The organism is Lysinibacillus sp. JNUCC 51 (genome assembly GCF_015999525.1).
GTDB classification, from domain to species: Bacteria; Bacillota; Bacilli; order Bacillales_A; family Planococcaceae; genus Lysinibacillus; species Lysinibacillus xylanilyticus.
The window spans coordinates 3,795,347-3,818,007 of the sequence record NZ_CP065545.1 but is presented as its reverse complement, the minus strand read 5'-3'; the positions used below and the strand labels follow the sequence as shown (position 1 = coordinate 3,818,007).

At 34.5% G+C, this 22,661-nt stretch carries 21 protein-coding genes and 1 pseudogene; 11 read left to right on the top strand and 11 right to left on the bottom strand.

Annotated features, from left to right (window positions below):
* Window position 1 precedes the first annotated feature (1 nt).
* The 3 genes from qoxC to JNUCC51_RS18415 all read left to right on the top strand — a co-directional run bounded on the left by qoxC (window position 2) and on the right by JNUCC51_RS18415 (window position 2,538).
* A complete protein-coding gene (gene qoxC / locus JNUCC51_RS18425; protein WP_337989193.1) occupies window positions 2–601 on the top strand; it encodes a cytochrome aa3 quinol oxidase subunit III in 600 nt (199 codons plus the stop codon).
* Window positions 601–885, top strand: coding sequence for a cytochrome aa3 quinol oxidase subunit IV (gene qoxD, locus JNUCC51_RS18420; protein WP_100545016.1), 285 nt, complete (start codon window positions 601–603; stop codon window positions 883–885). Before qoxC ends, qoxD begins: the two co-directional genes overlap by 1 nt.
* Window positions 886–1,677: 792 nt before the next feature.
* The gene (locus JNUCC51_RS18415) at window positions 1,678–2,538 is read left to right on the top strand and encodes a DUF6612 family protein (RefSeq protein ID WP_337989192.1); all 861 of its coding nucleotides are present in this window, start codon (window positions 1,678–1,680) and stop codon (window positions 2,536–2,538) included.
* Between the two features lie 75 nt (window positions 2,539–2,613).
* Here JNUCC51_RS18415 and JNUCC51_RS18410 read toward each other — a convergent pair.
* Window positions 2,614–3,501, bottom strand: a pseudogene (locus JNUCC51_RS18410) (alpha/beta hydrolase).
* On the opposite strand from JNUCC51_RS18410, the gene JNUCC51_RS18405 reads away from it, so the two are divergent.
* Window positions 3,497–3,646, top strand: a complete 150-nt coding sequence (locus JNUCC51_RS18405) for a helix-turn-helix transcriptional regulator (RefSeq protein ID WP_337989191.1) — start codon at window positions 3,497–3,499, stop codon at window positions 3,644–3,646. The pseudogene JNUCC51_RS18410 and the gene JNUCC51_RS18405 overlap by 5 nt on opposite strands.
* 54 nt (window positions 3,647–3,700) lie before the next feature.
* Here JNUCC51_RS18405 and JNUCC51_RS18400 read toward each other — a convergent pair whose 3' ends face one another.
* The 3 genes from JNUCC51_RS18400 to tsaA form a co-directional block, all read right to left on the bottom strand.
* Window positions 3,701–4,849 carry a DUF418 domain-containing protein gene (locus tag JNUCC51_RS18400; RefSeq protein ID WP_337989190.1) on the bottom strand — a complete coding sequence of 383 codons (1,149 nt, stop codon included), beginning with the start codon at window positions 4,847–4,849 and terminating at the stop codon, window positions 3,701–3,703.
* A gap of 488 nt (window positions 4,850–5,337) precedes the next feature.
* Window positions 5,338–5,892 carry a GNAT family N-acetyltransferase gene (locus JNUCC51_RS18395; RefSeq protein WP_337989189.1) on the bottom strand — a complete coding sequence of 185 codons (555 nt, stop codon included), beginning with the start codon at window positions 5,890–5,892 and terminating at the stop codon, window positions 5,338–5,340.
* A gap of 38 nt (window positions 5,893–5,930) precedes the next feature.
* Window positions 5,931–6,392 carry a tRNA (N6-threonylcarbamoyladenosine(37)-N6)-methyltransferase TrmO gene (gene tsaA / locus JNUCC51_RS18390; RefSeq protein ID WP_337989188.1) on the bottom strand — a complete coding sequence of 154 codons (462 nt, stop codon included), beginning with the start codon at window positions 6,390–6,392 and terminating at the stop codon, window positions 5,931–5,933.
* Between the two features lie 298 nt (window positions 6,393–6,690).
* Between tsaA and JNUCC51_RS18385 the strand changes: the two genes are divergently transcribed.
* Window positions 6,691–7,695: a nucleoid-associated protein gene (locus JNUCC51_RS18385; RefSeq protein ID WP_337989187.1), complete on the top strand. Its 1,005-nt coding sequence runs from the start codon at window positions 6,691–6,693 to the stop codon at window positions 7,693–7,695.
* Window positions 7,696–7,834: 139 nt separating this feature from the next.
* Here JNUCC51_RS18385 and JNUCC51_RS18380 read toward each other — a convergent pair whose 3' ends face one another.
* Window positions 7,835–9,865 carry a helix-turn-helix domain-containing protein gene (locus JNUCC51_RS18380; protein ID WP_337989186.1) on the bottom strand — a complete coding sequence of 677 codons (2,031 nt, stop codon included), beginning with the start codon at window positions 9,863–9,865 and terminating at the stop codon, window positions 7,835–7,837.
* A 136-nt stretch (window positions 9,866–10,001) separates the two neighbouring features.
* Here JNUCC51_RS18380 and JNUCC51_RS18375 point away from each other — a divergent pair, with 136 nt between their 5' ends.
* The 3 genes from JNUCC51_RS18375 (at window position 10,002) to JNUCC51_RS18365 (ending at window position 13,257) form a co-directional block, all read left to right on the top strand.
* Window positions 10,002–11,243, top strand: coding sequence for an MFS transporter (locus JNUCC51_RS18375; protein WP_337989185.1), 1,242 nt, complete (start codon window positions 10,002–10,004; stop codon window positions 11,241–11,243).
* Between the two features lie 12 nt (window positions 11,244–11,255).
* Window positions 11,256–12,698: a M20 family metallopeptidase gene (locus JNUCC51_RS18370; protein ID WP_337989184.1), complete on the top strand. Its 1,443-nt coding sequence runs from the start codon at window positions 11,256–11,258 to the stop codon at window positions 12,696–12,698.
* Between the two features lie 256 nt (window positions 12,699–12,954).
* Window positions 12,955–13,257: a hypothetical protein gene (locus JNUCC51_RS18365; protein ID WP_337989183.1), complete on the top strand. Its 303-nt coding sequence runs from the start codon at window positions 12,955–12,957 to the stop codon at window positions 13,255–13,257.
* A gap of 75 nt (window positions 13,258–13,332) precedes the next feature.
* Here the strand turns inward: JNUCC51_RS18365 and JNUCC51_RS18360 are convergent, their stop codons facing one another.
* The 3 genes from JNUCC51_RS18360 to JNUCC51_RS18350 all read right to left on the bottom strand — a co-directional run bounded on the left by JNUCC51_RS18360 (window position 13,333) and on the right by JNUCC51_RS18350 (window position 15,206).
* Window positions 13,333–14,058: a metallophosphoesterase family protein gene (locus tag JNUCC51_RS18360; protein WP_337989182.1), complete on the bottom strand. Its 726-nt coding sequence runs from the start codon at window positions 14,056–14,058 to the stop codon at window positions 13,333–13,335.
* A 22-nt stretch (window positions 14,059–14,080) separates the two neighbouring features.
* On the bottom strand, window positions 14,081–14,584 hold the full coding sequence (locus JNUCC51_RS18355) for a DinB family protein (protein WP_337989181.1): 504 nt from the start codon (window positions 14,582–14,584) through the stop codon (window positions 14,081–14,083).
* 79 nt (window positions 14,585–14,663) lie between these two features.
* Window positions 14,664–15,206: a TlpA family protein disulfide reductase gene (locus tag JNUCC51_RS18350; RefSeq protein WP_337989180.1), complete on the bottom strand. Its 543-nt coding sequence runs from the start codon at window positions 15,204–15,206 to the stop codon at window positions 14,664–14,666.
* 508 nt (window positions 15,207–15,714) lie between these two features.
* Between JNUCC51_RS18350 and JNUCC51_RS18345 the strand changes: the two genes are divergently transcribed.
* Together JNUCC51_RS18345 and JNUCC51_RS18340 are read left to right on the top strand one after the other, a co-directional pair.
* A complete protein-coding gene (locus JNUCC51_RS18345) occupies window positions 15,715–16,194 on the top strand; it encodes a DUF6530 family protein (RefSeq protein ID WP_337989179.1) in 480 nt (159 codons plus the stop codon).
* Between the two features lie 20 nt (window positions 16,195–16,214).
* On the top strand, window positions 16,215–17,591 hold the full coding sequence (locus JNUCC51_RS18340; RefSeq protein WP_337989178.1) for an MATE family efflux transporter: 1,377 nt from the start codon (window positions 16,215–16,217) through the stop codon (window positions 17,589–17,591).
* Between the two features lie 97 nt (window positions 17,592–17,688).
* On the opposite strand, the gene JNUCC51_RS18335 is transcribed toward JNUCC51_RS18340, so the two are convergent.
* A complete protein-coding gene (locus tag JNUCC51_RS18335) occupies window positions 17,689–18,027 on the bottom strand; it encodes a hypothetical protein (RefSeq protein ID WP_337989177.1) in 339 nt (112 codons plus the stop codon).
* A 656-nt stretch (window positions 18,028–18,683) separates the two neighbouring features.
* On the opposite strand from JNUCC51_RS18335, the gene JNUCC51_RS18330 reads away from it, so the two are divergent.
* Complete coding sequence (locus JNUCC51_RS18330) at window positions 18,684–19,100, top strand: YjdF family protein (RefSeq protein WP_337989176.1); 417 nt, start codon at window positions 18,684–18,686, stop codon at window positions 19,098–19,100.
* A 274-nt stretch (window positions 19,101–19,374) separates the two neighbouring features.
* Here JNUCC51_RS18330 and JNUCC51_RS18325 read toward each other — a convergent pair whose 3' ends face one another.
* Entirely contained in the window at window positions 19,375–20,937 is a 1,563-nt protein-coding gene (locus JNUCC51_RS18325; protein ID WP_337989175.1) for a glycoside hydrolase family 10-like protein, read from the bottom strand.
* Between the two features lie 1,219 nt (window positions 20,938–22,156).
* Entirely contained in the window at window positions 22,157–22,657 is a 501-nt protein-coding gene (locus JNUCC51_RS18320) for a GbsR/MarR family transcriptional regulator (protein WP_337989174.1), read from the bottom strand.
* Between the last annotated feature and the right edge of the window lie 4 nt (window positions 22,658–22,661).

The following is a 22,661-nucleotide window of genomic DNA, read 5'->3' as shown; positions in this document are numbered from 1 at the left end:
TATGAAAATCGATTCTTCACTTCCATTAGAATATAGTACAGAGGAAAACCGTCTGAAAATTTTCGGTTTCTGGATTTTCCTTGGCGCCGAAATCGTATTATTCGCCACACTATTTACAGTGTATTTCACACTTCATACACGTACAGGTAGTGGCCCGAATGGCGCTGAAATTTTTGAACTAACACCAGTATTATGGGAAACATTCTTATTATTAACAAGTAGTTTCACAATTGGTCTTGGTGTTCATGCAATGCGTATTGGCAACAAAAAAGCGATGATGGCATTTTTCATCATCACACTTATTTTAGGTCTTGGCTTCTTAGGCATTGAGATCGATGAGTTTGTAACATATGTTGATGAAGGTGCAACAATTCAAACAAGTGCATTCTTATCTGCATTAATGACTTTACTTGGTACGCACGGTGCCCACGTAACATTCGGTTTCTTCTGGGGCGTTGCAATTTTAATCCAAGTAGCTAGTCGTGGTTTAAACCCACAAACGGCTAACAAAGCGTTCATCTTCTCACTGTACTGGCACTTCCTAGACGTTGTTTGGATTTTCATCTTCAGCTTCGTCTACTTGAAAGGACTGATTAGCTGATGAAGGATTTATTCCCAAAACAACACGTGATGGGCTTCGGCTTCTCACTATTACTAACAGTTGTAGCTTTAGCTGTTGTTAAATTTGATATGTCTCTTAACATGGCATTTGCTGTTTTACTAGTGACTGCTCTTGCACAAGCGACTGTACAATTATTATTATTCATGCACATCGGTGAATCTGAAGATAAGAAAACGTTATATACAACGATTTTATATTCTGTATTCGTAGGTGTTGTCACAATCATTGGTACATTATTCACAATGATCTGGGGCTATAATTGATAAAAAAAGCCGAGAAAATGATATCATTTTCTCGGCTTTTTCTTTTTGTAAATATATTCTTCCACTCTCGAACTCAAAACAGAACAACTACCCCCACTCTCCCTGGTGTGCAAACATAGCAATCACTAACCTTATTAATGATGCCTCGGCTAAATTGCGCCCATATTAGGCTTGGTGCTTAGGCCTGCATCGATAAAAATGCCACGTCCCGTGATAAAGCCTTCGTGACCAAGATCTGTTGTTGCCGCTGTCGCTTCGCTTTCGCGCAGTTAAAACCCCTTTGCCGCTGCCGCTTCGCTTTCGCGCAGTTAAAACCCCTTTGCTGCTGCCGCTTCGCTTTCGCGCAGTTAAAACCCCTTTACCGCTGTCGCTTCGCTTTCGCGCAGTTAAAACCCCTTTGCTGCTGCCGCTTCGCTTTCGCGCAGTTAAAACACCTTTGCCGCTGTCGCTTCGCTTTCCGCGCTAAAAACATTGGCGGCCCTAAGCGGCTCATCAAACACCTCTGATCCCGGCCTGAGGGGAAATCAACCCTACGTTCTGGTGATAATCCATACCATTGCAATATTTCACAATAACTAGCAATGGTTTTATTGATTATTGATTAATATTCACGAACCAATTTTCTTGCAACTTTTCATGAGAAAGAAGACTTATTAATAAAGACATGCATTTGGGCATTTACTATTATTTTTATTTTGAATTAGTACTGTTTTTTAAATAACGAAACTTTTACTATTATAGTAATGTATACTAATAGGTGATGTTTTTACCAATGAATAGGAGATGAAAGTAATGAACAAATTTTTTAAAGTTTTAAGTGTTGGAGCACTAGCACTAACGCTAGCAGCTTGTAACAGTAGCGCTAGCCCTAAGAAAGACACAACTAATACAAGCAAACTCACTTTAGAGCAAGTGTATGAAAAAGCGGTAGACCGCCAATCAGACATTAAAAGTGCAACTGCGAAAATGGAGATGACTCAAGATTCCAAAGTTGGATCAGGCGAACAATCTATGGAGTTTTCCATCAAATCAAAAATGGATATGGATGTAGTTGTCGATCCAATGGCTATGCACTTATCAGGTTCAATGACAATGCCAGATATGGCTAGTGCAGAGCAAAAAAGTACGGAAATGCCGATGGAAATGTACATGAAGAAAGACCAAGGCTTTTTCATGAAAGATGAGTCAACTAATAGTTGGTTAAAATTACCGGACGAACAATTGGATTCAGTGTTGAAACAAACTGCATCATCTGCAGACGCTAAGGCACAATTAGAGCAGCTTAAAAACTTTATCGAAGATTTCAAATTCGAACAAACAGATAATGCATATATCTTAACTTTAGACGCTAAGGGCGATAAATTTAAAGAACTTATCGATTCTGAAATTAACAAATCAATGAAAGACATGGGTCTTGAAAAAAATCCGCTTGATAACTTAACAATCGATAAAATACACTACATTCTAGAAATCGATAAAAAGACTTTCGATACAAATAAACTGGATATGAATTTCGACTTAAAAATGAAAGTTGAAGATCAAGAACTATCAATGAAAACAAAATCAGTTGTGACATACACTGATTTCAATCACCTAAAAACAATCGATATCCCACAAGAAATTATCGATAATGCAAAATCTATTGCACAATAATCAACAATGACTGTAAAAAAAGGAATCTGCATACCGCAGATTCCTTTTATTTTCGTATCACTTCAATGAAACCGATCAGTACCCTAGGATTTTACTTGCAGATATCGTTGGGACGAAGCTTTTAAAGGCATGATAACAACCATGACACAAATGGAATTCAACATAGCCTCGTTACATATTGTAATGTTTCATCACGGAATGAATCTAATTGACCAACACAAGTATAAGTAAATGGTAAACCTGATAAATCTTCCGCACTTGCAGCTGCAGCATATTGTGATACATCATTACCACCATTATCCCAATTTAAATACATTTCCCAGCCCTTTTGATTTAAATCATGATTCCAAACCATATGTCCTGTAATCTCCAATGCAGAAGGTGTATTATTACGATCATCTATCATCGGATAGAGAGTGGCATTTGAAAACTAAGGTTAGGATAATTTCTATCACGAGCAAGTAATGCTAATGCTGCTGTTAACCCATCTCCCGCACTTGCCCCAGCTACACCAATACGTGTATTATCAATACCTAAATCTTTCGCATTATCAGCTACCCATTTTAATACCGTGTAACAATCTTCAAGTGGTGTAGGATAAGGATATTCAGGTGCAAGTCGATAGTCAACCGACACTACAATACAATTTGCTTCATTCACAAAACGTTTGCATAGTAAATCATCACCCTCTTAAGCACCTAGTACATATCCTCCTCCATGAATCTATAAAAGCGCTGGTAACTACCCTACTTTTTCCTTTGACTTATAAAGTCTAATACGTAGTGAATCATTATCATCCGGTCCTTGAATCATTTTGTTTTCAATTTCAACAGAAATATAGTCTACTATCGGAGAAGGTTGTGCAGTTGCAGCTAATCCTTCTCTAGTAGCCTCCAAATTGTCTAATTCTAAAGGGAAAAGCAAAGAATTTCTCTTAGTAAAACGGGAGTTAGAGGTTATGATGCAGGTTGATAACGGAGACAGTACGAAGGAAATTGCTAATATTATGTATTTAAGTGAATTAACGATCAATCAATATGTAAAATCTGAAATTAAAAAGCTAACGGCTAAAAACCGTTCCCATGCTATTAATCTACTTTACCGATAAGGCATTATTTTAATAAAAACAAAGGGGATTTCTCTCATCCCCTTTGTTGTAAAGTTATTCAATCACTCTATTAATACTCTGTTCTTTTCGTTTTAATCGACCATCAATGGACCAGTTCGTCCACATCCGTAAAGCCTGCTCAAATGGGCCACGCTTGAATTTTTTTAGATATACAACACTGCCAATACACTGCACACAATAAATGCCTAATCCAAATAACATCCCATTCAAGATGCCTAATTTTCCGAACATCCCAAAACCATAGCCAAAAAATACAGTTGTACAAATTATAGATTGTATTAAATAATTAGTTAGAGACAGCTTACCAACACATTCAAAGGCATGAATAATAGACGACGCACGCCATTTCTTATAGAGTAAGGCGGTTACACTTACATAGCCTAATGCTAAAACTTGTGCTCCACTCATCTGAAGCATAGTCGACAAATCTCCTTCTTTTAAACTCAAATATTTACATAGTATCCCAATAGGTACAAGTATCATACCTAACTTATACCAGTTTTGTTCCCGCTCTATATTTACAAATGCTCGCATTTTCGCAAGCGCCATACCAAGTAAAAACAACGGTGCATAGAATAATGGCGCTACAAATAATAGGATAGATGTTTCCTGTTCAGGCATCAGCCTATTTAGACGAAAATTAACGACATCTAAATAACTACCATGTGCATAAATGGTATCTGCTTTTTCAATATACGCATTTATATCCTGCTGATTTGCTGAGAAATCTAAGTTAATATTCATCATAATTGCAACTGAAAATACAAAGAAAATACTAGCCCATATGATAATTGTTTTTGCTCTTCGATTAATGAATGGTAACAAAAACAAAATCATACAACCGTAATATAAGAGTATGTCACCTTCCCATAAAAATGTAGTATGCAGCCAGCCTAATAGAATGAGCCCCATGCTCCGTCGAAGGATAATCCATCGACTTTTCATCCCTTTTTCGCGTACAGATTCAATTAGCTTAATAAAAGAAAATCCAAATAACAGCGTAAAAATAGGCATAAAAGATCCGCCGATAAACACCCTCACAAAATCCCCTGCACTTTGTGAGGATAAATTTTTTAAAGCTCCATGCATGCCATATTGAAAAGTTACTAAATTAGCAAGTAAAATCCCAAGCAAACTAAATCCACGAAGACTATCAACGAACGAAACCCGTTTCAATCCCATCATGTTTCCCCTTTCCATTCATTTAAAGAAAGGATAACGAAATAACCTTATAGCTATTTAATCGTTATCTTAAGATGGTCTTAAAACAGAAGAATAGGACTATTCAGTTTTTAAATGCATAAAGGCACAATAAGAATTTTGTTCGATAACAAAAAAGGCTTCTACTCATTAAGTAGAGGTCCCTTGTTATTGAAAATCTATTTTCTTAATGAATTTAACGTGAACATTCTTCAAAAAACAAAGGGTTGATTTCCGTTCCGATTGAGTGCCTTCCATAGTGCGTCGTTTGTGCGAAAGCACGGCGACGGCAAATGGGTTTATCTGCGCGAAAGCGAAGCGGCAGCGGCAACAAAAGGATTGTTGGTCACGAAGGCATTATCATAGTACGTAATGCCTTCCCATAACCCGCTTACCCGCCTCCAGGATCTCATCTGAGACTTTTCCTCGAGGAAGAATTTAAGCTTTACATATTCCCATATTTATTTACTTCATTGATATGCTTTAGCATCTATAGAATAATGAAGCAATCCTTCAAAATCCTTCAGTTCCGAATTAAGGTTGTTATACATATATTCATAGTTCATCCCTAGTTTATCTAAAATTCGTAAAGATGCACCGTTTTCAGGATGCACAACAGCAATAATTTTAGGTAAACCAATCTTATAAAATGCATAATCCATCAAAGCTTTTGTTGCTTCAGATGTTATTCCTTGCCCTCTATAAGCTTCCGAAATACCGTAGTAAATTTCGATTTCTGTTTCCTTTACATCATCGGGTCCAAGCCCGCAATAGCCAATTAGTTTTTGATTCTGTTTCTCTACAATAGCTAGATTAAGCTTATGTATTCTAGTAGGCGTGTTTTTTTGGTTACATTGAATGGACCACTCTATTATTCGTTGAACATCATCACGGCTTGGCACGTCCTCTGGAATAAATTGATAAAAACCAGGCTCAGACACGACTGCATATAACTCATCTAGATCAGTTAAAGCATATGGACGAATTACTAGTCTTTCGGTTTCAATATGTAGATTTAAAAACATTATGATTACTCCTTAACAATTAAAATTAAAAAATAATACTAGGTCCAATAATTCTTCATTAAATCAGTTGCCCAACGTGGCTGTTTTATTTCCCCGTTTGGTAAAAACTCTTTCATTACAGGTTTTATATCAATGATTGGTGTTCCGTCAATAGCATCTAAACCTTTAACGATTAATGTTCTATCCTGTAATTCTAGTAATTCTACAACCGTTACACCTAGTTTATTAGGTCTATTTTTACCTCTCTGTGCAAAAATACCGACTTCCGGATAGTCCGTATTATTTCTTGGATGTCTCGCTTCATGTTGGATTTTTTCATCTGCAACTTTGTCAAAATAAAAAATTATTTCTAAATGAGAAAAATCATCGATCCCCTTCAAAGATGATTCATGCAAATCGTTTGTCAATTCAATAGTAGAAATGGCGCCACCCCAATTGTCATCTTCAATCATTTTTCGACTATTGCTCACTACAGCTATTGGTTTAACATTATAAAGCATATCAAGACCTCTTCTCTTCGTTGACTTCTCCATGCACATTCCGTTTAATTCCAGTATACTTTAGCTATCGACAATGTCAATTTACGGTAATGACCCTACAATTTCAAAGGAATCCACCAATTAATTGAAATTCCTATATAATTGTCTCTCCTATTGCAAGCGACCCAAAGAATCTCTTAAATGCATGTATTCACTGTTCTTTTTTATTTTATTATTCGTAAAAATTAAATACATGAAAATGTGGCGAGGGTTATGATATGGTATATTATCTACAATGAAATTTTAGAAGGTGGAAAACATGCTAGAAGTAAGTGAAAGTAAGTTAGCACAATATATTTTACATTTTATTGACGATACACTCATGTTAGGTGAGGAGCCATTTTCACAGCCAGAGGTCATGCTGGAGGCAGCTTTTACACAGCTTGCGTTTAGCAAAATCGATTTGGAGCAGCAATTCGAATTTTTTCACGAAACAGATATTGGATTAAATGAGGTGTACACATATGTAAGGGCAATTTTTGATCAAGAGACTAGTTTCCTTGAACAATCAATCAACATTGCTAAACACTTACACAGTGTTTCTCAACACCCAAATATTAAAAGTGGCGAATTGTTTATTGGATTATTTGACAATTGTTTTCTAGCTACAGAAGTAAAAAAAATAATTGCCATTGTTAAAATTGATGAAAAAGAAATGTTTTTAGATGTAAAGAACGACCACAACAAAATGGTTGTCAACGGCATCGATGGAATTAATGTGAAGAAAATTAATAACATGGCCATTATCGTTGATATGGGAACGGATAAGGCACCTGCTGTATTTATGAAAACGAAAAGGAAAGAAGATATTGTTTACTGGCAAGAACGATTTTTAAAGATAAAAGCAGCCGATGAACATTATTACAAAACGAATTTAGCATTAACAGAATGCAAAAAATATATTTTAAAAGAAGAGAGCTTTAGCAATACTGAGAAACTGGGGCTTTTAAATAAAACGCTTGATTACTTTAGAAATGAAGATGAATTTCAAGTGAATAATTATATTGAAACGGTATTTGGAAATGCAGAGCCAACACAAAAAGACATTATTATAAATTCGGTAAAACCTTATGAAACCATAATTTCTGAGAGTGCGCTTGAAAAGGCTGAAAAAAAATATAAACGTAAAATTAAACTCGATTCCAATATTGAAATTCAGGTGAATGTACAGGATATCGAGCAAGTGGATGAACTAATTGAAGTAGGCTACGATGAATCTACAAATCGAAAGTTCTACAAAATATATTTCCAAGAAGAACTATAATTAAATCGCAAGAGACTTTCCTATTTTTCAGAGGAAGTCTCTTTTTTAGCTCATACCATAACTTAACAAATATCATCCACAACTTAACTTTTGGTAATGAGCCCTTTTTCGTAATCTATATCTTTATTCAATCGACTTATTAATAGACCATTCCCCTTAAATATCTAGCAAGTTGCAACTTTAAAACATCTTCTGGATTATTAAAAGAAATATTAAGTTTTTCTTCAATTTTCTTTAGCCGTTGGTACAATGTATTAACATGAATGTGTAATTGTTTTGCAGTCTCGCTGACCGTACCATTTTGTTCTAAATATATTAATAAAGTTTCTTCCAATAGTTGATTTTTAGTATTTTTTAATGGCTGAAATATTTCATTAATAAAACTTAATAGCTCATCTTGTGTTTGATGTATAAACAGCCGATTTACACCAATCTCTTGATAGTGTACAATTCCCCAACGTTGTCGCGTTACTAAAAACGATAAAGCTTTATCCGCTTCATTGTAGCTCTTTGAAATATTTTCAAGCCCTTGATACATTGAACCAATGCCGATTTTAATTAAATTATTTTTTGTTATCTGCCAGTTGGTCTGCAATTGCTGTACAAGATTCAGTATCTCATTTCCCTGTCGCTTAAATTGACATAAAACTGTTATTTTGTTACCAAGGCCAAAAACGATGGGCACATGTTGTTGAAAATGCTTTTTGATTTCTCCAATAAATAAATGTACCTGCATGTCCATCACCTGAATGTCAGAGCCATTTGATAATTGGATTAATATTACAGCATTATAAGAATGCACATGGATGCCGAGTTCTTCTGCTTTCTTCGTTAGCAATACTTGATCTCTACATATTAGAAAATCATGAAAAAGATCATGAATTTTCTTATAAAAAGAATCCACAATTGTTTGTTTGCGTATCATTTCTAACGCTATAATAGAGCTTGCTTGTTCAATAATTAATTTGTCTATGGGCAAAAGCTCGCTTTCATTTGCCCCAATCAGCAGTACGCCAAGTATTTGGCCAACTCCTACGATAGGTTGTACATAGCCTTCAATCATTTCTCCATCTATTTCAAAAGTGTAAAACGTAGGTGAGTTCTCTATTTTAATTACGCGCATTAAATCGGCATAAGTGATCCATTGCCTTGGGCTTGCGAAGATTGAATCATCCGTTAAATCTACAATAACAAGTCGATGTTTTATCATATACCGTATTTCATTTGCAATTACTTGCATGCCTGTGTTTTGAAGAGAAAGCTTCATAAAGGTATGATGAATTTGATCACGTTGAAGTAGTAATTCATTTTGTAGCTTTAAATTTTGAAAAAGCTTTGAATTCATAAGTGCAATAGATACTTGGTCAGAAAAGCTTTCTAAAAGTTGTTTATCTTCTCTTGTTAATAGTGGTTTTTCCCCATTTTGATAAATAATTAGAACACATAATATTTGTTCCTCCACAGAAATTGGAACAGAGATGACTGATTGTAAATCTTCAAACTTATAAGCGTTCAACAAATGACGTAGATTATCCTCTGTTATAGTGGAAGATGCTTTAAGGACATCCGTATAAGAAGTCAATATCATGGATTGATTTTCTTTAAAAGTCTCCCCTATAATTCCCTCCCCCATTTTCATTCTCATATTCTTAATCTCTTCACCTGGTCCCCCTGCCCATGCTTTTGGTATCAGTGCACTTTCTTCTTCCTCGTACATCCAAAGCACGCCTAAATCTGCTGTGGGAATAACCGACAAAGCATTCTCTAATATTTTCGTCAATAATGTATTTATATCATTTAAAATAGAAATTTCCCGTATACTCTCCATCATTTTTTTTCTAATAAATCGCTCTTTTTTTAACATTAATTCCAAATTATATGAATGTAGAAGTGTATCTAAAGCGTGTTCTTCTGCAAATGAAAGGGAACAATCTACCTTTAATCGAATCACAAATATACACTTTTCCTGAAGGTAATAATAATCGGTATAACCAGAAGTTCGTCTCTCCTTTTCCACTTTTGTATAGGCAGAAGGAGATGGCAAATGTGCTTCAAACCCTTGAGAAATTACAAGAGAGAAATGATTGCTATCTATGTTCTCCCATAACTGAAAATGCGAAAGGGTACATGTTTCTACGAAAAACTGTTTTAATCTTTCCTTGTCTATCATTATGTTTCTCCTCATTTTAATGTGTAAGTATCTATATTTAATAGCTTTATTATAAAAAAATACACATTGTTAGAAAAGTCTAAATTTTTTATACTTTTCGATATAAACAATCTTAGATAGAACAGGAGGCGGAAAAATGGTGAAAGCAACAAGATCAAATAATATGAAGTATGTCATTATTACAATGTTGTTTTTAGGTTGGTCACTAGGGAACTTCGATCGTTTTATCATAAATTTTGCTATTCTTGATATTTCAAAAGAGCTGAACCTCACTGATTCATTAACAGGAATAGTGTTAAGTAGCTTTTTTGCTGGGTATGCATTAATGCAAATTCCTGGAGGCTGGCTGGCGGATCGCTTTGGTTATAGAAAAGTACTTATCATTACCATTTTAGTGTGGTCGATTTTTACAGTATTAACTGGAGTAGCATGGTCATTTATTTCTTTAATTATCATTCGATTTCTTTTCGGGGTTGGTGAAGGAAGTTATTTCCCCGCTGCATCAAAAGGAATTGCCAATTGGTTTCCTAAGAACGAACGCAGTAAAGCTATGTCGATTATGTTAATATCAGGCTCACTTATGGGGGTTGTTGCACCTATTGTAGGCACATATTTGATGAAGCTAATGGGCTGGCGACCAATTTTTTACATTGTAGGTGCAATCGGTGTGCTCGTTGCACTCTGTTTCGTTTACTTCGTGAAAGAGCGAAAAACCAATTCAGTACAAAATGAACAAATTTCTCAAACAAAAACGCCATTAAAAGATGTTTTAAGGACACCGATGATATGGCAATTATTTATTTCTTATTTTAGTATTTACGCAGTAAACTGGGGTTTAATGTCTTGGATGCCTATGTATTTATCAAAGGTTAAAGGTTTAGAATTAACTGCGGTTGGACTCTATTCTGCGATTCCTCCTTTTGTAGGCATATTCGCCATGCTATGTAGTGGTTATATTTTAGATAAAATGTCACAAGGGAAAGATAAGATCGTTGCCGGCATACTTGCACTAGTGGCAGGAGTCTTTCTTTTATTAATGGCAACTGCACCGAATATTATACTATTTATTATTTACCAGAGTGTTGTAACAGTTATGCTATCTTTTAATATTATTTTAATTACAACTGTTCCATTGAAAATCCTTCCTGAAGGGATTGTTGGGACAGCGAATGGCTTTATTAATACAGGAGCACAGTTTGCAGGTGTATTAACACCCATGTTAATTGGATTTTTAGTTGAGGCTTTCGGTGGGGCCTATAATGCAGCGTTTACGATGCTCATTTGTTTTACAATTGTGTGTGCTGTGTCACTATTTACGATTCGACCGAAAAAACAAACTATTGTCATCGATTCACCTACCAATGAATTAATAGATTAAGGAGCTAAAAAAATGAATCTTACTGATAAAATTGCAAATTTAATTGATCAAAAGAGTGAGCTTTACAAACGAGTAAGTGATAAAATTTGGGAGTTTGCAGAGATAAGATTTGAAGAAATGAACTCCGCAAATTTATTATGTGATACTCTAACCAATGAAGGATTTCGCGTGGAGAGAGGGATAGCAAACCTGGATACCGGGTTCATCGGAGCATTTGGTAGCGGGAAGCCTGTGATTGCTATACTTGGAGAGTATGATGCGTTAGCTGGGTTAAGTCAGCAGGCTGGTAGTAGTGAATATGACCCTATCATATCAAATGGTAATGGACATGGCTGTGGACATAACTTATTAGGTGTCGGTGCTTTGGCAGGCGCAATTGCTGTGAAAGATTACTTGAAAGAAAATAACCTATCTGGAACGGTGAAATATTTTGGATGTCCCGCAGAAGAAAGCGGATATGGAAAAACATTCCTAGCAAGAGACGGTTATTTTATGGATGTGGATATTGCACTTTCTTGGCACCCTGGAACTATTAATACGGTATTACATGCAAGAGCAAATGCAGTTATTAACGCTACCTTTAAATTTAAAGGTCGTAGTTCACATGCAGCTGCTTCCCCACACCTCGGAAGAAGTGCGCTAGATGCTGTAGAATTAATGAATGTTGGCGTAAATTATTTAAGAGAACATATTGCGGATGAAGCTAGAGTTCATTATGCTGTAACTAACACAGGTGGAATTGCACCAAATGTTGTACAAGCAGAAGCAGAAGTAACATACCTTATTCGAGCGCCAAAGCCAAATCAAGTAAAAGATTTATATAAGCGTGTCCTCAATTGTGCCAAAGGCGCAGCAATAATGACGGAGACTACTGTAGAAGAGCAAATTGTCGGCTCTTGTCATAACTTAATTCCAAACAAAACATTAGAAGAAGTCATGTATCAACATATGCAGAATCTAGAAAGGGTTAAACTGTCCGAGGAAGATATTCATTTTGCACAGAAGATTTACGATACACTTTCAGAAGAAGAAAAACATGTAGCTGCGTTACAGGTGGGAAAAGAAGTTGAGCGGAAATTGGGTGAAAACCCAATTATTGATTTTATTTTACCGCTTCAAGAGGAACCATTTTTCATGGGAGGCTCAACCGATGTTGCAGATGTCAGCTGGAATGTACCAACTGCACAATGCTCGACAGCAACTTGGGCATTTGGTACGCCATTCCATACATGGCAAGCTGTTGCACAAGGTAAATCAGCATATGCACATCAAGCGACACTTCTTGCAGGTAAAGCAATTGCTTGCACGGCGATCACTGCGCTGGAAAATCCGACCGTAATCGAAAATGCAAAAGCAGAGCTGATACAACGTCTCGACGGTGAAACATATGAAGCCTTGATCCCTAAGGATTTAGTACCTCCTAAACTCACAAAAGCAATACCTGTAAAGGTGTAAATTTAAGAAGTATTTTGTAAGACTTTCCATAAGAGAAAGTCTTGCTTTTTATATATGCATGTTAAAAAATATAGCGTGTAGGCAATTATAGTTCTTACATTACGTTTAAATATTTTTATTTATCCAATAGGCGCTTCAAATAGCTCAATAGCTCTTCCATCACCCTAATATCCCCTATTATTACCTATACACCAAATCTGTTAATATGTTACAATTAAGTTAAGTATTTTTATCGAAATAGGGGGATCTTTTTAATATGTCCTATGTAAACGATTTACAGTATTATATTGATAGTGCTTCAATTGGAAATTTACTCGAACTACTTTTGGTGACAACTTGTATTTCAACTATTATTTATTTAGTGGCTAAAAACCAATATATTTCGTACCTTTCGTCTGCACCAATATTCTATTTTCTTTCAAAAATTTTGTACCACAATTCACACTTCATTCTGCTTGTCTTAGCAATGACAGTACAAGCCTTAGTTATTTTATTTATCCAGAAGAAGAATCTACTAAAGGTAATGACAATGAAAGACAAAGCTCACGACAGTATTTAATATGATAAAAAAAGGACTTGTTTTTATGATTTATCAACAAGTCCTTTTACTTTTTTAAACTAAAAAAATATCACCTTAAACTCTCCCATATTTTAATGCTCTGGCCCAATCAGATCTATTTTGACCTTCGCTTTGTTTAATAACCTCCGTAGTATCATAAGGAATGCTTAACTGTTCAATAATCCATTCACCATTCCTTTTTTCTACAACTGTATAATTCGCAAACGGTGTGCCTGATTCAATCTTATAATAGAACGGTTCAACTTCTTCATAAGCAGGCAAACCGACACTGCCTGGATTAATAATGATTTTGTTATTTGGTAAATAAACAGTCGTTGGTAAATGGGAGTGACCACAAAAAATAATATTTTGTGGGATGTCTTTTATTAATTTCATTATTTCCTCTGTTTGTTTTAGAGTAACACCATTTGGCATAATTTCATTCAACATATAAAGCTCATCATTTTCAGGTGAAGCATGACAAAAGTAAAAATCATCTGTTTGAATTGAAAATGGCAGATTCATTAACCAGTCTTTATGTTCCTCTAAGAGCACGTCTATTACAAATTGAACGGTTGAATTTTCCGATGAAGACTGTAATAATATCCGATCACAATTTCCACTTACACTTTTAATATCTGTACTCTTTATCATTTCATATGTTTCTATTGGGAATAACGGTCCGTAAAGAGTGTCACCTAAATTATATATCTTATCGATACTTCTATATTTTATATCCTCTAACACTGCTTTTAATGCATCTTTATTTCCATGAATATCTGATATAACTGCTATTTTCACAATATCCTCACCTTAATTAGTTTTACATTTCTGGAGCTTCCATACCGAAATTTACCCATTCCTCTTTAGCTGGACCATAAATGCCTGGTACAGTTAATCCAGCCTGTCGCATAAGAACCGTCATTTGTCCTCGATGATGATTTTGATGTTGAACCAAAAACATTAATAGTGTTCCAATTTGCATTTCTTGTCCGAAAAAGTTGATGTGCTCTTGAAGGGTTTGATCAGTCCAATTGGTTTTCACAGCTTGCACAAATGCATTATTAACTTGTGAATAGCTATCTGCAATAAATTGTGCTGAAGTAGGAACAGGATAATCTTTAGTTGGACCTTCAAAAGTTAAATTCGAATTTGAAGTTATGATGCGAATTGCAGTAACTGTATGCCAAGCAATACGTCCTAAAGTCCAATTATCAGATGTTATTTCCTGTTTAAGAGATTCATCTGTTAGATTATTCAATAACCTCTGTGTTCCATCGGCTTCGAACTCCCAAGACTTAAAAAACCCATTTAATGTCTGATACATAATGCTCCCTCTTTTCTTGCAAAATTTTTAGTAAAGCTACAGAAAAGCGCTCTCATCTTAAAGGAAATGGATTTCGAGATTAGTAGAGTTTATCAATATAGTTATTTAATTCTTTTTGATTAACCTGTCCTTCTATCGAATATTTCAATATACCTTTAGAATCAAATATAAAAGTTGTTGGATAAGCCAATATTCCAAATGATTTTTGAAGTTTACCATCTAAATCAAGAAATATTGGGAAATTCAGATTGTATGTTTCTTGAAATTTCATAGCATTTTCACCACTATCTTTAGAAGTTGCATTGATTGCTAACAGCTCAACATTTTCAGATTTATTGTTATAAAAATCCCTTAATTCAGAAGCCTCTTCTTGACAAGGTCCACACCAAGATGCCCAAAAGTTAATGATTAGGACCTTTCCATTGTATTCTTTAAATGTTGTTAATGATTCATCTAATCGTGTTAATTTTGCATCAAAAACAAGCTGTTTTGTTCCATCTTCATTTTCTACTATCGGATTAACTGTTGTTACATTTATTAATACATTTTTCAAAACAATTCCAACAAGTAATACTACTACCAAAGCTGAGAAGTATAAGCCTAAACGTTTTTTATGCTGCATAAATAATCACCTAAATTACTCCTTTGTAAAAATCATTTTCTTAAAACATATCTAGATTGAATTTTGATAAGCTAAAATTAATTTTTCTTTGACCACTTAATCTTGTTTATAATAATTTATTAGGTGTTTATAAATTGATTTAATGGGCTGTCCAACAAAACATTGGGTATTAATTCATATTTCATTTTTACATCTTAAATAAATCTGGAGAATAACACTTTATTAATTTACTATTATACACATTAATTACCATTTTAACCAATTTGATAAATTCATGTCTACTCTCTGTAGACCTCCTATTAATCCAACACAATCTGGCAAGGTTACATTTTTTAGTTATAAATAATCCATTCTAATAAATCAGTAGTAACTACCATAATTACCTAGTCCATATAATTAAAAATATTCAGATTACTAATTGACTCCCAAATTTGTCCAATGTTATATTTACTAATGCAGTAATTTACTAAATTACTAAATTCTGAATTAACAAAGGGGGATGAAATCGATGAAAATACCTACACATTTAAAGCATAAACCAGTTATTGTCGCTGAAAATTATGCCAATATTGATGGGCGTACTGCTTATCATACAGATGCACAGGGGCTCTCACTAGGCTTAGCGCAATGGAATGACAGAGGCAAGGTTGATATTTCTGCTAAAGTGTGGCGTCATACAGGTGGTAAATGGTCACGTCAATCGGAAGAATTACCACTTCATCGCGTGCTTGACCTCGCTATTTTAGTTTGCGAATCTCAGCTTCATTTTAAGGAAGCTTATCGCTACGATCATTTATATGATAAAGAAAACCCTGTTATTAAACGTATTGGCTTACAAGGTGATGCAATGACAGTGGAAGTATGTACTGAAAATGAACAAATTGAAGAGGATATTAAGCTCTTTAATCAAGCTTTAAGTGCGGATGATGAACTAATTGGCGAACGCCTGCGCACGCTATCACAAATTTTAAAGGAAATGGGCTATTAAAACCCAGGAGGGCATAAAAAATGGACCTACAAATTTTACATGATGATAAAAAACTGCAAAAAGCTTTTTTTAACTTTTTAATCCCTGTTATGCTAGCGAATGTGCTGCAGTCACTAGGGCAAGTCTTTGGCATGTTTATAGTAGGGCGAAATTTAGGTGTTGATGCGTTAGCGGCAATTTCAGCATTCTTTCCATTCTTCTTCTTTTTAATGGCGTTTGCTATTGGGATTGGCTCAGGTAGCTCAATTTTAGTAGGGCAAACGTATGGGGCTGGCAACCATGAGAAGATGAAGGAGGTTGTAGGGGTAACTTTAGCCTTCACAACGATTTTATCGATTGTCGTCGCGATTTTTGGTGGCTTTTTCATTGAGTGGATTTTACGCTTTATGCAAACACCTGCAAATATTTTAGATATGAGTATTAGCTATGCTCAAATCCTATTTTTCACACTACCAATCATGTTCTGGTATTTGGTGTACACAACCTTTATGCGTGGTGTAGGTGACTCTAAAACGCCTTTTTTATTTTTAGTCATAAGTGTTATTTTAAATATCGCATTCCTACCACCATTAGTTTTTGGCTGGCTTGGTCTGCCTAAGTTTGGCTTAAACGGCGCTGCATATGCTTCCGTTTTATCGAATCTTGTGACGATGATATTGTTACTTGCCTACTTGCATAAAACAAATCATATTTTGCGCTTAGACAAATCGATTTTACAGCATTTTAAATTAAAGAAGGATGTTTTATCTTCATTATTAAAGTTAGCCATTCCTGCAAGCATTAGTATGGTTGCGATCTCTGTAGCAGAAATTGCTGTAATAGGCTTCGTTAATGTTTACGGCTCCGATGCTACTGCCGCTTACGGTGTTGTTAATCAGGTCGCTAGTTATGCACAGGTACCAGCGATGAGTATTGCAATTGCGACATCTGTATTTGTAGCGCAAGCTTTAGGGGCAAACTCTACAGAAATGATTAAAAAAATTCGTCAATTCGGTGTGCTCGTTAACTATATTTTAGGTGGCGCAATTATTTTAATAATGTATTTATTTGCGGAGCCTATTTTATCTTTCTTTATTGATAAACATGATACGGTACTTATCGCCAAGGATTATTTATATATAGCGTTTTGGAGCTATTTAATTTTTGGCCATACACAAACCGTTTCAGCTACAATGCGGGCTACAGGTGTTGTCTTATGGCCTACAATTTTCCTAGTCATCGCAATATGGGTAGTCGAGGTACCATTGGCGTTTATTTTATCGCACTACACGTCATTCGAGCTAAATGGCGTCTGGTTAGCTTATCCTACTGCCTTCTGTGTGCATTTTGTATTACAATACGCATACTTCAAGCTAGGCTGGCAAAAACGAACATTAAAAGCAATGCTCAGCGATTAATTTTATGATAGTGTCTGTAGACAAAGTTAGTTGTAACTTTGTCTACAGCAATTTTATATAGGTATTTGGAGTAAAGCGTTTGTTGATCCACCGTTATTTAAACTTGTTTAGGTGGAATTATTCCCCATACAAGTAGGAGAAAGAATACTAATCCAATTAAACAGAAAATAAGTGAAGTAATAAATATCGGACCAATTTGATAAGTAAACTGTTCTCTTTTCTGAATTATGCCTGTTTGCCCACTAGCTTGAGATGCAAATAACCTACTCATGGCTCCACCACTACTTGAAAAGTAAAAAGCACCCCCAGCAAAAGCTATACCAGTGAAGAACATTACCTCGATAAATCTTACGGAGAAAAATGAAGCAATAAAATACGTAATTAAAACTTCTACAATACATGCTATTATCATAATAATTAAATTTTTACTACGCATGCAAACCCCTCCTCTCTACATTTTATGTCCCTTACTCTGTATACGGTCAAATCGAGATAAAGTTCCAATTTCAACCATATTATTTTCACATTTAAGAAGAAAGTGATTAATGTAGAGAATTTAAATTAATGTTTGGTGATGTTTTTTTGATGAGTTGGATTAGATGTAACATTCACAGTTCCACCTTTAAGTCGCCCAACATTGAAATGGGGGGCTTTTTTAGTTTATCAAAGGCTGTTTTCTTAAAGGTTGTTGCTTCTGGTTTATCTATCAAGTAAGCACCCCGTTAGTCATCCATGTAGCGCAAAAACCAGCACTACATCACAGAAAATGAAAGATGATTAAGTTCTTTCATGGGAGTTTAAGTGCGATTCATCACAAATTCTTAGATATCAGCAATTAAAAGTGGATCCCAACCATATTAATTTCCTCATATTGTTCATTAATAAGATATTCTGTTTTGTATCAATTTCAAGTCAATTTATAATTAATATCCAAATTTTTCATTACAAAAATTGCTATATCGTTTATAATATATACTTGAATGAAAAAATACGATTCGGTTGGTAGTCCGGATGCATCTAATTTTGATGTCAATAACCTTCCCCTCCTTGGGATGTCCATCATTCGAGTTTAATTTTAAGGAGGGACCTACTATGAAACTAACCATTTGCTATGATGGACAATTTTATATAGGGCTAATAGAAAACATTTCCGAAAATAAATACAAAGCATACCGGTATATTTTTGGAAAAGAACCTAAAGATCAAGAAGTCTATGATTTTGTAAATACGAATTTGTTGGATTTTATCAAAAATAATGATAAACATAGCGGAATACCTATCCAACAAAAAAAAGTAAAAAAAATCAACCCTAAAAGACTTCAAAGAAAAGTAGCGAAAGAACTGAAAAAACCTAGTATTTCAACTAAGGCTGAAGAAGCGATTAAAGCTGAATTGGATCTAAGAAAAAAAGAAAAATCTGTTACCTGCAAACGACTAAAAGAAGAACGTAAAGAATATATTAGGAATATCAAAGTTCAAAAGTCTAAAAATAAACATAAAGGTAGGTAATTCATTCTTTTTACTGACAACATTAGTTGTCAGTTTTTTTATTATTTGATTACTGCTGTTGCTTTAAAATAAATTTTGATCAAAAATTCTTTACAAGCCAGCATTTTACGATAAATAAAAAGAATCCATTTTGAAAAAAGATTGATCAAAATGGATTCTTATCCCTTAAATTTAAGATTGGTTTTTATAAAAAAGATCGATTATTTTTTACCAATAGGCTTTGGATCTACAGGTTTTTCTGGTTGCTCTGGCCCTTCAGGTGTTGGCTCTATTGCTACTGGTAAGGATTTCCGTCTTTTAGAACAAAAGCAGTTTTACTTTCCACACCTGTAGCAGATATAGACTTTATACCATATGTGTATACTTTACTATTATTTGCAATAGTATCTACATAAACAGTATTACCTTGTGTGTTATAAACCACGTCTACTATATTTTTAACGTCTTTATATGATCCTTCTTTTGTTCCATCAAATCGGTATATTACATATTTCCTTGGTTGAGTAATATTTTCATCTGTAATAGTAAGCTTCATGCCGAAAGACTCTTTACTCAATTTAACATCAGTTGGACATAAAGGTATTGCAGGGTCTTTCCAATAAATTGTAGGTGTTAAAGCTTTATAATTGTATAGTTGCTGATTTAGATAAAAAGCATATCCAAGAGCGTTATTATTAATACTTCTTAAAGAAAAATGCATTTGTCCTTGAGCATTTTTATTTGCTCTGTTGGCGATTACTTGGCTGATAAGTTCCGTCTTATTATTCCATGCAGTATCAGAATCATTTCCAACTTTATGATTGGCCATGCCAATATATAAATTAACAGGATGGACTTTTGCGTACGTTTGAACTTCTCTTCCCCACCAATCTAATAAAACAGAGTAATTTGCTGCTTTATGATTTCTGGACCAATAGATTTGAGGAGCAATATAATCGATACTTCCATCTTTAATCCACTGTCTTGTATCTGCATAAAGATCATCGTAGTTACTCATTCCATTCGTGTTACTACCAGTAGAATCTTGCCCTTTGTTTCGCCAAATTCCAAACGGAGATATTCCATATTGAACATGAGGTTTAATTGCCTTAATGCTTGCATAAACCTTTTTTACTAATTGATTAACATTATTTCTGCGCCAGTCTTCAATATTATTGAATGAGCCACCATACTTTTTAAAAGTTTGTTGATCTTGAAAAGTCTCTCCTTTTATTTTATAAGGATAGAAGTAATCATCCATATGTACAGCGTCGATATCATAGTTGCTTACTAATTCTTCTATGGTTGATATTAAGTAATTTTGAACTTCCGGCAAACCAGGATCTAAATAGTATTGTTTACCGTATTTCACTACCCAATTAGAATTTTTACGGGCTACATTATCGGCAGCAAGATTAGTCAAAGATTGCGAAGGCATAGTGACCCTATATGGGTTTACCCAAGCATGAAGTTCTAATCCTCGCTTATGTGCTTCATCCAGCATTATTTGCAATGGATCAAAACCCGGATTGGTCCCTTGTGTATTGCCTGTTATATACGATGACCATGGAGCAAGCTTAGATGGGTACAGTGCATCATTTAATGGCTTAACTTGAAATATAACTGTATTAAAGTTATCAGCTTTTAATTTGTCTAAGGTACTTTGAACCCATTGAGTATATTGGGTTTTACTCATACCTGCCTTCATATCAATATTAGATACTGTTGCAATCCAGGCTGCACGCATTTCATTTTGAGGTAGTGAATTAGCTGTAGCCTTTTGATTTGTAAAAGCAGGGATAAGTAAAAGTAAAACCAAAAAAGTTACTAGGCACTTTCCAAAAGAATTTTTAAACATAAATAATGAAATCTCTCCTTTTAATTCTCAGCTATTAAAATCTAGCTGTTATTATAACCTAAGAAAATACCATATCAGCCTATTCTATAAAAAGTAGGAACTGATTTATCCTTCCAAAAAGTGTCTTACAGTAATTAGGTCTGTAGCATTTTGTCGGCAGGACCCTCTATTGGTAATTTCAATTGTTTGCGAAGCTCGTTGGAAAATTTTATTCTGTTTCTTCGCTCACTATATAATACCACAAATCCCCAATTATTCTCCCTCCACTGGTAATTTCCATTTGTTTAATATTCTTGACGCCAATTTTATGAGAGCGTTGAATAGCAATCATTTGGTCAATTGTTAAGTTCGTTTGATAAAGTGGACCATACGGTGGAAGGATTGGAAGAGATTCTTCACAAGATAAACATCAGTTTTAACATAAATGTCCAATAAAAAAATCATCTCAAAGGATAACTAAAGAGATGATTTTTATCAAACTTTATTACAAATTATCAATCTTTATTATAAGTTCGATCTTTTTTACAAAGCTACAACTGCACATTTTCTTTCAGATATTCATTCAATGTAGTGATAGAATTTAAAATTTCGCATTGGTATATCTGTTTAAAGTAACCTTCTTATTCAACTTAACTGCACCGTTAGCCATCCATGTAACGCAAAAACCAGCACTACACACAGAAAATGAAAGATGGTTAAGTTCTTTCATGGGAGTAGAATAACAAAATTCATTTGCATTTTATAGTACCGTCCTGACAACCTTCCAAGGGATCACCTATATAACACCAATCCTTATTGTTAACTCCAAGCTCTTTGCAATATTCTTCTGCTTCTGATAAAGATTTATAACTTAAGATTGTAGTAGGGTGAGCCGCTTTACTTGTGCTTAAGGGTCTCATCTTGACGCAATTCCCCAAGTAGTCAAGTAGTCAAGTAGTCAAGTAGCCTTCACTCCAATCAATTTATACACATAGTATATTAAAAGGATTTTATAGTTGATATTTTTAGCTACTTGTAACTAATATCTACTCGACTCTTCCTCACCAGGAAAGCGAGTAGCCCGTAGCGTTAATCCTCGATCATGGGTAAATGTTAGTTATACTGCCTCACAGGGTTCTTACCCTGAGTGAAGTTTTAGATTGTTATGTAGATATACACATATACACATATAAAAATTTTATAGGGAAAATAATCTTTCATTCCGATTTTGATCTCAATTTTATTTATCAGTAATGTTTCTTTTTAATTTCCATTCATCCTCAATTCCCTCTAATCGTTGGAAAATAAGCTGATATATCAATTGGAAGTCCATCATTCTCTTTTTAGCTGTATGATAGTTTTCAATTTGGTCTTCCGAGATTTTTGACTCTTCTGGCCATTTTTCCAATATGCTGTCGGTGCTTGATAGAAAAAGCTTCATTTTTGATAAAAATAACTCGGCCATTACAAGGCTAAAATCTTCTGCTATGTAATAATAATCTCGTCGATCACTTATTTTTGACTTTTTAACAGATAATCCACCTGCCTCTAATTCACGAATTCGAATACTTACTGCAGCTTTTGTTACTTCCAATTGATCAGCCATTTCTTGTAAACTTAATGGTTTAGACGAAAATAATAAAAGGGAGAATAAGCGTTCAGCTAATAAATTACCTCTGCCATCACTTAATTTTTCTAATTCTTGACTAAATTGTTCTTGTAAACTTTGAAGATTAGACATTTTA

What these genes read in the sequence shown, in the direction of transcription:
- qoxC (WP_337989193.1), top strand. Translation starts at nt 2, where the DNA reads ATGAAAATCGATTCTTCACTTCCATTAGAATATAGTACAGAGGAAAAC.
- qoxD (WP_100545016.1), top strand. Translation starts at nt 601, where the DNA reads ATGAAGGATTTATTCCCAAAACAACACGTGATGGGCTTCGGCTTCTCA.
- JNUCC51_RS18415 (WP_337989192.1), top strand. Translation starts at nt 1,678, where the DNA reads ATGAACAAATTTTTTAAAGTTTTAAGTGTTGGAGCACTAGCACTAACG.
- JNUCC51_RS18405 (WP_337989191.1), top strand. Translation starts at nt 3,497, where the DNA reads ATGATGCAGGTTGATAACGGAGACAGTACGAAGGAAATTGCTAATATT.
- JNUCC51_RS18400 (WP_337989190.1), bottom strand. Translation starts at nt 4,849, where the DNA reads ATGGGATTGAAACGGGTTTCGTTCGTTGATAGTCTTCGTGGATTTAGT.
- JNUCC51_RS18395 (WP_337989189.1), bottom strand. Translation starts at nt 5,892, where the DNA reads ATGTTTTTAAATCTACATATTGAAACCGAAAGACTAGTAATTCGTCCA.
- tsaA (WP_337989188.1), bottom strand. Translation starts at nt 6,392, where the DNA reads ATGCTTTATAATGTTAAACCAATAGCTGTAGTGAGCAATAGTCGAAAA.
- JNUCC51_RS18385 (WP_337989187.1), top strand. Translation starts at nt 6,691, where the DNA reads ATGCTAGAAGTAAGTGAAAGTAAGTTAGCACAATATATTTTACATTTT.
- JNUCC51_RS18380 (WP_337989186.1), bottom strand. Translation starts at nt 9,865, where the DNA reads ATGATAGACAAGGAAAGATTAAAACAGTTTTTCGTAGAAACATGTACC.
- JNUCC51_RS18375 (WP_337989185.1), top strand. Translation starts at nt 10,002, where the DNA reads ATGGTGAAAGCAACAAGATCAAATAATATGAAGTATGTCATTATTACA.
- JNUCC51_RS18370 (WP_337989184.1), top strand. Translation starts at nt 11,256, where the DNA reads ATGAATCTTACTGATAAAATTGCAAATTTAATTGATCAAAAGAGTGAG.
- JNUCC51_RS18365 (WP_337989183.1), top strand. Translation starts at nt 12,955, where the DNA reads ATGTCCTATGTAAACGATTTACAGTATTATATTGATAGTGCTTCAATT.
- JNUCC51_RS18355 (WP_337989181.1), bottom strand. Translation starts at nt 14,584, where the DNA reads ATGTATCAGACATTAAATGGGTTTTTTAAGTCTTGGGAGTTCGAAGCC.
- JNUCC51_RS18350 (WP_337989180.1), bottom strand. Translation starts at nt 15,206, where the DNA reads ATGCAGCATAAAAAACGTTTAGGCTTATACTTCTCAGCTTTGGTAGTA.
- JNUCC51_RS18345 (WP_337989179.1), top strand. Translation starts at nt 15,715, where the DNA reads ATGAAAATACCTACACATTTAAAGCATAAACCAGTTATTGTCGCTGAA.
- JNUCC51_RS18340 (WP_337989178.1), top strand. Translation starts at nt 16,215, where the DNA reads ATGGACCTACAAATTTTACATGATGATAAAAAACTGCAAAAAGCTTTT.
- JNUCC51_RS18335 (WP_337989177.1), bottom strand. Translation starts at nt 18,027, where the DNA reads ATGCGTAGTAAAAATTTAATTATTATGATAATAGCATGTATTGTAGAA.
- JNUCC51_RS18330 (WP_337989176.1), top strand. Translation starts at nt 18,684, where the DNA reads ATGAAACTAACCATTTGCTATGATGGACAATTTTATATAGGGCTAATA.
- JNUCC51_RS18325 (WP_337989175.1), bottom strand. Translation starts at nt 20,937, where the DNA reads ATGTTTAAAAATTCTTTTGGAAAGTGCCTAGTAACTTTTTTGGTTTTA.
- JNUCC51_RS18320 (WP_337989174.1), bottom strand. Translation starts at nt 22,657, where the DNA reads ATGTCTAATCTTCAAAGTTTACAAGAACAATTTAGTCAAGAATTAGAA.